We start from the raw sequence: 11,920 nt of genomic DNA, 5'->3' as shown, positions 1-11,920 counted from the left end.
CTGCATCAAACTCGGGCTTGATGCAGATAATTTGTTTATAGGCTATTAATATAAAATTAATCACCTAATTGAACAGGCTCAACTTTCCAAATTCTCTCTGCGTACTCTTTAATCGTGCGGTCAGATGAGAAGAAGCCCATATTCACGATATTTTGAATGGTGCTTTCAATCCATTTGTCGCGTTGTTTGTATTTTTCATCTACGGCTTTTTGAGTTTCTACATAACTACGGAAATCAGCAAAAGCTTGATAATAATCGTGGTATTGCAAGCCTTGTAATAGTTGATGATAACGTTGAGGATCTTCTGGTGAGAATTTACCCTCAATAATTTGATCCACGACTGTGCGTAATTGAGCATCGTTTTGATAGTATTCAAATGATCGATACCCTTCTCGACGAAGTTGCTCAACTTGTTCCACAGTGTTACCGAAAATAAAGATGTTATCTTCACCCACGTTTTCCAAAATCTCCACGTTCGCACCGTCAAGTGTACCGAGTGTCAATGCACCATTTAAGGCAAACTTCATATTACTGGTGCCAGAAGCCTCTGTGCCTGCAAGTGAAATTTGCTCTGAAATATCCGCTGCTGGAATAATTAACTGGGCAAGGCTCACACTGTAATTTGGAATAAACACTACTTTTAAACGGCCTTTCAAACGCTCATCATTATTGATGACATTAGCAACATCATTAATTAAATGGATCGTTTGTTTCGCTGCATAATAAGCCGAAGCAGCTTTACCAGCTAAAATAAATACGCGCGGTTGCCAATCTTTTTCAGGATGAGCAAGCATTTCATTATAGCGAGCAATAATATGCAATACGTTCAACATTTGACGTTTATATTCGTGAATACGTTTGACTTGAACATCAAATAACGCATGTGGATCAAGTTCAACACCTAATTCAGATTTCACGTATTCCGCCAATTTCACTTTATTCGCAAATTTAATATCCGCAATCGCTTCTTTAAATGCTTTTTCTTGCGTAAATGGTTTAAGTTTTTCGATTTGACTTAAATCACAACGCCATTCTGAACCAATGTATTTATCGAATAAGTCTGCTAACTGTGGATTCGCAACGGCTAACCAACGACGAGGGGTAATACCGTTTGTCACATTGGTAAAGCGTTCTGGGAAAATACGAGCGAAATCTGCAAAGGTTGAAGTCACCATTAAATCGGAATGAATTTCGGCAACTCCGTTAATTTTGTGTGAACCTACCACGGATAGCCATCCCATACGCACTTTACGTTGATAACCTTCTTCAATCAATGAAACACGACGAATAAAATCGTTATCCGTGGTGACGTAAGAACGAACATACTCTAAGAAATGATCATTGATTTCAAAAATCATCTGTAAATGACGTGGCAAGATTTTTGCCATCATTTCCACTGGCCAAGTTTCTAATGCTTCTGACATTAAAGTATGGCAGGTGTAAGAGAAAATATTACGCGTCATCTCCCAAGCTTTTTTCCATTCGAAACCTTCGTCGTCCACTAAAATTCGCATTAACTCAGGAATTGCTAAAGCTGGATGTGTGTCATTTAAATGAATTGCCACTTTATCAGCCAAGTTTTCAAGGCTATCATGGGTGCGTTTGTGACGGCGTAAAATATCTTGAAGTGATGCAGATACTAAGAAATACTCTTGACGTAAACGTAATTCGCGACCATTCCAAGTAGAATCATCAGGATAAAGTACGCGAGATAAGTTTTTATTTGCGGAGTGTTCTTCTAATGCTGCTAGGTGTTCACCACGGTTGAAGTCTGCAAGATTAAATACTTCACCTGCATGAGCAGACCATAAGCGTAATGTTGCTGCAGAATTGTTTTGATAACCCGGAATCATTTGGTCGTAAGCAAGCGCAGTCACTTTTTCGGTATCTTGCCAAATACATTTTTTGCCTTCGAAATGAATGTTTCCACCAAATTCTACGGTAAAGCGTTTAGATGGACGAATGAACTCCCAAGGTGCTCCTTTTTCAAGCCATGCATCTGGGCACTCAACTTGCTGACCATTTTCGATTTTTTGGCGGAACATACCATATTCATAACGAATCCCGTAGCCCATACCGGGTAAGCCTAAAGTGGCGATAGAGTCCATAAAGCAAGCAGCCAAACGACCTAAACCGCCATTACCCAAGCCAGGATCAACTTCTTTTTCCAACACTTCTTCTAAATCCACATTTAATTCAGACAAGGCTTCTTGTGCTAATCCATAAATACCTTCTGCAATCATGGCATTAGAAAGGGTACGTCCAATTAAGAATTCCATTGAAAGGTAGTAAACACGGCGGGAATCTTCCGCTCGAGTTTGACGCGCAGTGGTGATCCAACCCTCTGTTACTAAGTCACGCACAGCGTGGAGTGTTGCGTTAAGCCAATCGCGTTGGCTCGCTTCACGCGGTGATCGACCAATTAAAAAAATAAGCTTATAAACAATTGATTTTTTGATTGCCTCAACAGTCATTTGTGGGCGATTGTATAGGAATGGAGAATCAAAATTATCCATTATCATAAGTAAAACCTCGGTTTGAATGTTAAAAAATTATCTATAATAAAAGAGATGTTGATTTAAAAATTCACGCACATTTCAAAAAATCAATCGAAATAGACCGCTCTTTGTATCCGAGAACCTTTATACCTCTAATAAATTCGTTCAAATTTTATGCTTATCTTGTCGAAAAACAAGCACAATCACAGAGCTTGCAACAATAATCTACAAACAGACTATTGCTCTTAACGTTTATAAATAAAACTACAAACGTTCATAAAGTGCACGATATTGTTCTGCTGCTTTACGCCAGCTGAAATCTTGCGCCATCGCATTCGCTCGTAATGCTGACCACACTCTCGTTTTTTGCCAAATATCAAACGCTTGCTGAATGCTTCTGCGTAAATCTTCAGCGGTAGCTTGCTCAAAAACAAAACCAGTTGCCGTGCGATCTTTAATATTTTCAGGAGTGCTATCCACCACCGTATCGGCTAAACCACCCGTTTTACGAACAAGAGGCAGGGTGCCATATTGCAAACCATAAAGTTGTGTTAAGCCACAAGGCTCAAAACGGCTTGGCACTAAAATCACATCACCACCTGCCACTAATAAATGTGACAGTGTTTCATCGTAACCAATTTTGACTGCAACATTTTGTGGATAACGTTCAGCAAGCTCACGAATACCTTGTTCAAAGTGCGGTGCGCCAGAACCTAAAATCATCAGCTGACCGCCTTGTTTTACAATTTCATCCGCACTTTCAATCAATAAATCCACGCCTTTTTGCTCGGTTAAGCGGGTTACCATCACAAATGCCAATGCATTTTCATCTTGCGGTAAATTAAAATAAGCTTGCAGTTCAGCTTTATTCTGTTTTTTACCTGCCATATATTTCAATTTGTAATGATGCTGAATATATTGATCGGCATTTGGATGCCAAATATTTTCATCTACACCATTAAGAATCCCCACTAAACGCCCTTGAGATTTTAAGCCAGAAAGTAAACCCTCCAAGCCATAGGCAAATTCAGGTGTTGTAATCTCTTTGGCATACGTCGGACTCACTGCAGTGCTGACATCGGAATAAAATAAGCCTGCTTTTAAATAGGAAATCTGTCCAAATAACTCTAAACCATCAACATTAAACATGCCTGCAGGCAAGCCAATTTCAAATAAATGCTGATAATGAAATTGCCCTTGATACGCTAAATTATGGATCGTAAATACGGATTTTGCTGGACGACCTTTATTAAATAAATAAGCAGCACATAAGCCTGCATGCCAATCATGAGCATGAACCACATCCGCACGCCACCAACTATCTAAACCAGTGGATAATTCAGCGCCAACCCAACCAAGTAAGGCAAAACGTTTATAATTATCACCATAGTCATTATAGTAACAATCGTGATATGGATTCCCCTCACGCGCATATAAATGTGGAGCATCGATTAAATAAACGCCTACGCCATTATATTCGCCGTAGCGCAACACCACATGTCCCGCAAAATTATCAAATTCAGCCACAACTTGTGTATTAGAAATACCTGCTGAAATCGCTGGATAAGCAGGCAATAAAATACGTGCATCAAGCCCTATTTGATTTTGGGCTTGCGGTAATGCCCCTAAAACATCGGCTAAACCGCCTGTTTTGAGGAGCGGATAAAATTCAGAGCAAACGTGTAAAACTTTCATTTAATTTTTATTTTCCCTATAAAACATAAATAACGCTCGATCAACTGCCCTCTTTAGAAAAGAGGGGATTATAAAGTGCGGTCAAAATTCACCGCACTTTTCATCATTAATCTAAATGCTCTTCAGATACAACTTCTTCCCCTTCTAATTTTTTCAGCATTTTCGGGGTAACTAAAATCACTTTACCAGTTGAACTGATACGGAATCGTTTTTTATCTTCTTCCATATTCACACCAATTTCCATGCCATCTGGAATGATACATTCACGGTCTAGAATACAGTTTTTCAATATACAATTCTTACCGATTTTAACTTGTGGCAATACCACGCAATGATCCACTTTTGAGAAAGCATCAATTTTAACGCGATCGAATAGCACAGAATTACTGATAGACGCATCAGTAATGACACAACCGCCGCCAATTAAAGAATTATCGACTGGATGAACGTTTGAATTTTTGTAGAAGAATTTTGACGGATAAGCTTGAATTGGATTACCGCGAATTGGCCAACTTTGGTCATAAATATCAAGCTGTGGATTTTCAGATACTAAATCAATATTAGATTGCCAGAAACTATCTAATGTACCTACATCACGCCAATAAATTTCACCTTCAGTATTACGTCCCATGCAAGAACGGCTGAAAGGATGCGCGTAAAGGGTTTCTTCTGCTAAACATTTTGGTAATACATCTTTACCGAAATCGTGGCTAGTTTGTGGTGTATTGACCTCTCTCTCCAACATTTTGTAAAGATAATCAGCATCAAACACATAAATCCCCATCGATGCGAGTGAAACATCAGGTTTACCTACCATTGCTGGCGGATCTTTTGGTTTTTCAACAAAGGCTTTGACTTTTAAATTTTCATTTACCGCCATGACACCAAATTCATGTGCTTCAGAGCGTGGTACTTCAATACACCCCACCGTACATTTTGCACCGCTGTTAACATGGTCCATCAACATGACACTATAGTCTTGTTTATAAATATGGTCACCCGCCAAGATCAAAACATATTTAGGGCGATAATGATCACGAATAATCGCCATATTTTGATAAACAGCATCCGCCGTACCACGATACCAAGTTGAATCATCAATTTGTTGACGAGCAGGAAGCATATCAACAAACTCCCCTTTTTCTTGTGGTAAGAAAGACCAACCTGTTTGCAAATGACGAAGTAAAGAGTGTGCCGCGTATTGAGTCACTACGCCAATGCGGTTCAAACCAGAGTTAATACAATTAGAAAGTGCAAAGTCAATAATACGGCGGTTACCACCAAAATAAAGGGCGGGTTTTGCACGTTTATCCGTAAGTTCATGCAAGCGTGAACCTCGTCCACCCGCAAGAATAAGCACCAAAGTATTTTTAACTAAATCATATTTATTAAGGTCGCCAGCTTTCATAAGGATCTCCATAGTCTTATAGTTATTCGTCACTCAGCATACAAAAGCCCATTGAGCTAAGCTCTGCTTGTTGTGCATCGAGGGTTAAATTATGTGTGCCTATTTGAGGTGTCCATTTTCCATCGGGTAAGTGAAACACCTGTCCTTCGGCTTTGGCATTAATCAATAAAAGACAATGCTTATCTAAAACTACTTGTAATGCTTTGGTTTGTTGATTTTGCCAATCGTCAACTGTCATCTGGTTACCATGAATGTTAAGCCATTGCACATTGTCACCTGACCACCATTGATTCCGATTTAAACTACCAATTTGCTTACGCGCTGCAATCGTTTGCTTGGTAAGTTCAAATAATTCCTTGTTAAAATTTGCCCATTTAAGCCAAGTAATCTCGTTATCTTGGCAATAGGCATTATTGTTACCATATTGAGTGTTGCCGAACTCATCGCCCGCCAAAAGCATAGGTGTGCCATTCGCAAGCAATAAACTCATTAATAATCCACTTTGTGCAAAAGTGCGGTTATTTTCCACCGCACTTTTTTGCGGTTCAGAAAGGGATTCAGTAGAACCTTCTACCCCATGGTTATAACTGTAATTTTCATTGCGACCATCACGATTTTCTTCGCCATTCGCTTCGTTATGTTTTTGGTTATAACTCACCAAATCTTGCATGACGAAACCATCATGGGCGGTAATAAAATTAAGCGTTGTGTGTGGCAAGCGATCATTTTTCTTAAATAAATCGCTAGAACCTGCAAAGCGTTCTGCAAATGCGCCAATTTCACCACTTTTCCATAACCAAAAACGGCAAAGATCATCACGAAAACGATCATTCCATTCCGCAAAGTAACTTGGGAAATTCCCGACTTGATAACCGTAATGTCCAATATCCCAAGGCTCAGCAATCAATTTAATATTTTGTAAACTTGGCTCATTTTTTATGTCAGTAAAAAGCTGAGCTTGTGCATTAAAATCTGGTGTATCACGCCCTAGCACAGAGGCTAAATCAAATCGAAAACCATCAACATGACAGTGTTCAGCCCAATAACGTAAGCAATCTATGACCCACTTTCGCCCAACATCAGAGGATAAATTGAGCATATTGCCGCAGCCTGTCCAATTGATATAACGCCCTTGATCGTTGCGCCAATAGTAAGTTTGATCATCAATACCACGCTGGCAGAATGTTGGGTAAGTTTGCTCTGATTCTGCGGAATGGTTAAATACCACGTCTAAAATCACTTCAATACCCGCGTTGTGAAACGCCTTTACCATCGCTTTAAATTCAGCTAATGGATTATTTGTTGCCGCATATTTAGGTTCCATCGCAAACATGGCTAAGGGATTGTATCCCCAATAATTTTGTAAACCTCGTGCCTGTAAGTGCGGTTCATTTATATTGAAATTTACAGGCAGCAATTCCACAGCAGTCACACCTAATTCTTTTAAATAAGCTAAATTAATAGGATGACTTAAGCCCGCATAGGTGCCCCGTAATTCAGCGGGAATCTTGTCGTTAAGTTGGCTAAAACCTTTGATATGCAATTCATACACAATGGTTTCCGCCCAAGGCGTATTGGGTGCGGTATCATTTTCCCAATCAAAATATTCTGAAATAATCACCGCTCTTGGCGCAATATGAGCATTATCGCGATGATCATTCATTAAGAACCAAGAACGACTTTTTTCGGTAGTTAAATCTGGTTTACCATTCACCGCCTTCGCATAAGGATCGAACATTAATTTATTCGGATTGGCATGTTCACCATGAATGCGGAATCCATATTCTGTCCCAATCTCAACACCTGCTACAGCTAAATTCCATACATTATTTGTGCGAACCATAGGAAATCGCGTTTCCTTATCCCCATCAAACAGGCAAAGTTCAACCCCACTCGCCGCACCAGAGAACAGTGCAAAATTGGTCACCTTCACGCCATTATCAGTGAATATTGAATAGCCCATTGGTGCTGGTTTGCCATTGTTATAAATCGTAAACATATCTTACAAATTGTATTTCAAATAAACTGTCGCCAACGGTGGAATAGATATCGAAATAGAATTTTCTCGTCCATGGCTTTCAATTTCTTCACTTGTTACATAGCCAAAATTGCCCACATTAGAGCCTTGATAATACATAGAATCAGTATTCAGAATTTCTTCATAAGTACCCGCAACATTTACCCCAATACGGTAATTATGGCGTGGCACAGGTGTGAAGTTACTGATGACAATAATGCGCTCACCATTTGAGCTGCGACGCTCAAAAGCAAATACAGAATTTGCTGCATCATCAACGACAAGCCAATTAAAGCCTTCAGGTGAATAATCCAGTTCAAAGAGCGGTGAGTTTTCTCGGTAAATATGATTCAAATCTTTTACTAATTTCAAAACGCCTTTATGCCAGCCCCCACCGATATTTTCATCAAGCAAGAACCAGTCCAAACTTTCTTCGTAATTCCACTCACGACCTTGAGCAAATTCATTACCCATAAAGAGCAATTTTTTACCCGGATGGCCCCACATATAGCCGTAGTAAGCACGTAAGTTCGCAAATTTTTGCCATGCGTCTCCTGGCATTTTATCGAGAAGTGAATATTTGCCATGCACCACTTCATCATGGGAAAGCGGTAGCACAAAATTTTCGCTGTATTGATACATCATCCCAAAAGTCATTTTATTGTGATGATATTGGCGGTAAATTGGGTCAAGCTGCATATAGGCGAGCGTATCGTTCATCCAGCCCATATTCCATTTGAAATTGAAACCTAATCCGCCGTTTTCGCTTGGGTGGGTTACGCCAGCAAAAGAGGTAGATTCTTCCGCAATAGAAATTGCTCCCGCCATTTCACTGTGAATTTTCCAGTTGGTATGTTTTAAAAACTCGATGGCTTCTAAATTTTCACGTCCGCCATATTGGTTTGGAATCCACTCACCTTCCGCACGGCTGTAATCGCGGTAAATCATCGAAGCCACGGCATCCACGCGAATACCATCTACACCAAAACGTTCAAGCCAATACAGTGCATTACTGGATAAGAAATTTTTGACCTCATTACGCCCATAGTTATAAATCAAGGTATTCCAATCTTGATGATAGCCTTCGCGAGGATCTTCATGCTCATATAAAGCCGTGCCATCAAACGCGACTAAACCATGGGTATCACTTGGGAAATGCCCTGGCACCCAATCTAAAATCACATTAATTCCCGCATCATGTGCGCGTTTTACTAAACGGCGGAATGCCTCGGGTGAACCAAAGCGACTGGTGGGCGAATAAAGTCCAAGTGGCTGATAGCCCCAAGAACCATCAAATGGAAATTCAGAAAGCGGCAAAAATTCTATATGGGTAAAGCCCATCTCTTTTACATAAGGGATTAATTCATCAGCAATTTGATCGTAATCTAGCCAAAAATTGTTTTCTAAATTACGACGCCAAGATCCTAAATGCACTTCATAAATGGAAATCGGTTGATTTGCCTGGTTTGCTTGACGACGTTGTTCCGTCATTTCGACAACATTTGGTAATGCACTGACTTGTGATGCAGTATCAGGGCGAAGTTGCGAACTAAAGGCAAATGGATCGGCTTTCAAACGAAGATTGCCATGGCAATCAATTAATTCAAACTTATAGAGCTGTCCTAAACTGGCTTTTGGTAAAAATAGCTCCCAAACACCACTTTTTAGATGAAAACGCATAGGATGACGGCGACCATCCCAATAGTTGAAATCACCTACAATAGAAACTCGTCTTGCATTAGGTGCCCATAAGCGGAAATTCACCCCGCTCACACCATCACATTCCATAAAATGCGCACCAAGGACTTCATATGGGCGAAGCATAGAACCTTCAGAAAGTAGCCATTGTTCTAAATCATCAATCATAGGATGAAAACGATAAGGATCTTCGACTATTTGCGATTCATTTCCCCAAAAAACCTGTAATTGATAAGCAAAAAAATGATGACAATTTGGAATAACACCAACAAAAAAGCCACGCTCATCGACACAATTCAGTTCCGTTATTTCTTTACCACTTTCACGCTCAATCACCACCACTCGATTGGCATCTGGCAATAACGTACGGATTTCAATTCCTAGCTCAGTTTCGTGCATACCAAGCGTAGCAAAAGGATCGCCATTGCTCGCATCAAAAAAACCATCAATAATTGCTTGTGTTACTGCGGTTGTCATATTTACTCCTTATACATTTCGCCCTTGGTTAATTTGCACAAAGAACGTTTTTAAAGCTTCATTGCTAAAAATAAACGCTAACGTTTGAGAAAGTTTCTTACACCAGTTTGGGTATTCATTTGAGGTGCCCGGCAAATTAAAACTGATTTCTTGGCTAAGTAAATTTTCTAATTGCACACCAATCAATCGGCTATTACTTTCCGCCAAATAATGATGGATCATTCGGTTTAAATGATCGTGCATCGCCATAGAAAGCGCATCGCCTTCATAATGCGGCAGTAAATAATTATCACGATGCAAACTATTTAATAATGCTTGTTTATCCATGACGCGTTGATCGTATTTTTGCTTGAGCACTTCCCCATTTAAAATACCGAGTTGATTAAATAATTCTAAATCACGGCAATGCCAAAAACTTTGTAATGAGGGAACATCATGCGTGCCAATGGTGGCATAAGCATTTCGAGGATAATCAGATATAAGAGGAAATTCGCCATTTCGTTGGGCAAAATACAATACAAAATAAGAGAAAATTTGAAACTCGTTTAATTTCCACCGCACTTCATCAGGCACGGTGCCGAGATCTTCACCGATAATTAAACATTCATTACGTACACTTTCAATGGCAAGAATCGCCATTAATTCATCAAAAGGATAATGAACATAAGCGCCATCAGCCGCGGTTTTTCCTTCTGGAATCCACCACAAACGGAATAAGCCCATAACATGATCGATGCGTAGCACACCGAAATATTGCATATTGGCACGTAGCATATCGATAAATGGTGAAAAGCCACGTGCTTTTAGCACGGTTGGATTATAAGGTGGCAAATTCCAATTTTGCCCGACTGGGCCTAACGGATCAGGGGGCGCGCCAATAGAGGCATTTATACAATATAAATCAGGATCGCTCCATACATCAGCACTGCCACGAGAACTATTTACGGCTAAATCACCATAAATCCCCAACTTCATACCAGACTGTTTACAAAGATTTTGTAATGCGGAAAGTTGTTCTTCCGTAAGCCATTGCAACCAAGCAAAAAATTGGATTTGCTCATGGTGTGTTTTTAATAGGGCTTTTCTTTTTGCCGCACTTAAATGTTGCCATTCCTTACGCCAGCCAAGCCAACCGATGCTATTTTCTTCTGCTTGATGATCGGCGTGTTCTTGTAAATCTAATACATTAAATAGCCCCTGTAACAACAAAGGTTCACCTTTGTTTTTTAAATAATCAGCAAAGATTTTTCGACGCGTCGTAATTTCAACAGATTGACTACGTTGAAAGAAATCAAACAGGGACTCAAGTGCGGTTAATTTTAAAACCAATATTGAAGAATAATCGACGCAATCACTTTCACGCAAAGCGCCTATTTTTGCTTGAATATCCTCACGCTTAAACCAATTTTGCACTGAACGGCAACGCTTAAATTCTGGTAACACTGGAATCGCTAAATATAAAAAATTCAACCAACGACGAGAGGAGGAACTATAAGGGCTAGACCAGTTTGGCACAGCAGGATATGGCAAATGTAATGGATTAATTCCCACATAATCTGCGCCTTGTTTTGCACTTTGTTCAATCAAACAGGCTAAATCACCAAAATCGCCAATGCCCCAGTTTTGTTCTGAGCGTAAACTGTAAAGTTGCACATTTACACCCCACACTTTTTTATTTTTTAATACGGGTGGTTGAAACGCTGTTTTAGGAGAAATAAGTAAACGAACGCGGTACTGTTCAGTATCGGAAAAAATAGATAATTGATAATAGCCAAAAGGAAGTGGAGGCAGGGAAAGTGCGGATAAATTTGAAAGTGTTTTTTCTAACAGAATGACATTAGATTCATCAATCAGCTGATAACGATATTCACTGGCAGGCGACAAATCTAGACGATTGAGTTGATAATCAATCGGTTCATTTTCAAATGCAGCCAGTACATCATCAAACTGTCCTTTCGCTTTTGGCGGAGGCTGCAAAAGCTCAACAAAAGTTGAAACCGTCTTTTCATCTGCGAAAATAAGATGTCCATCAATATCATAGTGAGAAAGCGCGATACCACATTTTTCTGCTTTTTGTTTGAGAGAATCCGAGATTTGCATAGACACCACATGACAACTGTATAACTC

At 39.8% G+C, this 11,920-nt stretch carries 6 protein-coding genes; all 6 read right to left on the bottom strand.

Annotated features, from left to right (window positions below; genetic code table 11):
- Window positions 1-56: 56 nt before the first annotated feature.
- Window positions 57-2,522 carry a glycogen/starch/alpha-glucan phosphorylase gene (locus KP710_RS00525; protein ID WP_048953680.1) on the bottom strand — a complete coding sequence of 822 codons (2,466 nt, stop codon included), beginning with the start codon at window positions 2,520-2,522 and terminating at the stop codon, window positions 57-59.
- A 240-nt stretch (window positions 2,523-2,762) separates the two neighbouring features.
- Window positions 2,763-4,193, bottom strand: a complete 1,431-nt coding sequence (gene glgA, locus KP710_RS00520) for a glycogen synthase GlgA (protein WP_215770837.1) — start codon at window positions 4,191-4,193, stop codon at window positions 2,763-2,765.
- A gap of 106 nt (window positions 4,194-4,299) precedes the next feature.
- Window positions 4,300-5,601: a glucose-1-phosphate adenylyltransferase gene (gene glgC, locus KP710_RS00515; RefSeq protein ID WP_005627058.1), complete on the bottom strand. Its 1,302-nt coding sequence runs from the start codon at window positions 5,599-5,601 to the stop codon at window positions 4,300-4,302.
- A gap of 22 nt (window positions 5,602-5,623) precedes the next feature.
- Window positions 5,624-7,600: a glycogen debranching protein GlgX gene (gene glgX, locus KP710_RS00510; RefSeq protein WP_215770836.1), complete on the bottom strand. Its 1,977-nt coding sequence runs from the start codon at window positions 7,598-7,600 to the stop codon at window positions 5,624-5,626.
- Between the two features lie 3 nt (window positions 7,601-7,603).
- Entirely contained in the window at window positions 7,604-9,793 is a 2,190-nt protein-coding gene (gene glgB / locus KP710_RS00505) for a 1,4-alpha-glucan branching protein GlgB (protein ID WP_215770835.1), read from the bottom strand.
- A gap of 9 nt (window positions 9,794-9,802) precedes the next feature.
- Window positions 9,803-11,893, bottom strand: coding sequence for a 4-alpha-glucanotransferase (malQ, locus tag KP710_RS00500; protein WP_181153967.1), 2,091 nt, complete (start codon window positions 11,891-11,893; stop codon window positions 9,803-9,805).
- Window positions 11,894-11,920: the final 27 nt, after the last annotated feature.

It is taken from the genome of Haemophilus sp. SZY H35 (genome assembly GCF_018829705.1).
In the GTDB taxonomy this organism is placed as follows: Bacteria; Pseudomonadota; Gammaproteobacteria; order Enterobacterales; family Pasteurellaceae; genus Haemophilus; species Haemophilus haemolyticus_K.
The sequence above is the reverse complement of the archived record's forward strand: the minus strand, read 5'-3'. Positions and strand labels throughout refer to the sequence as shown.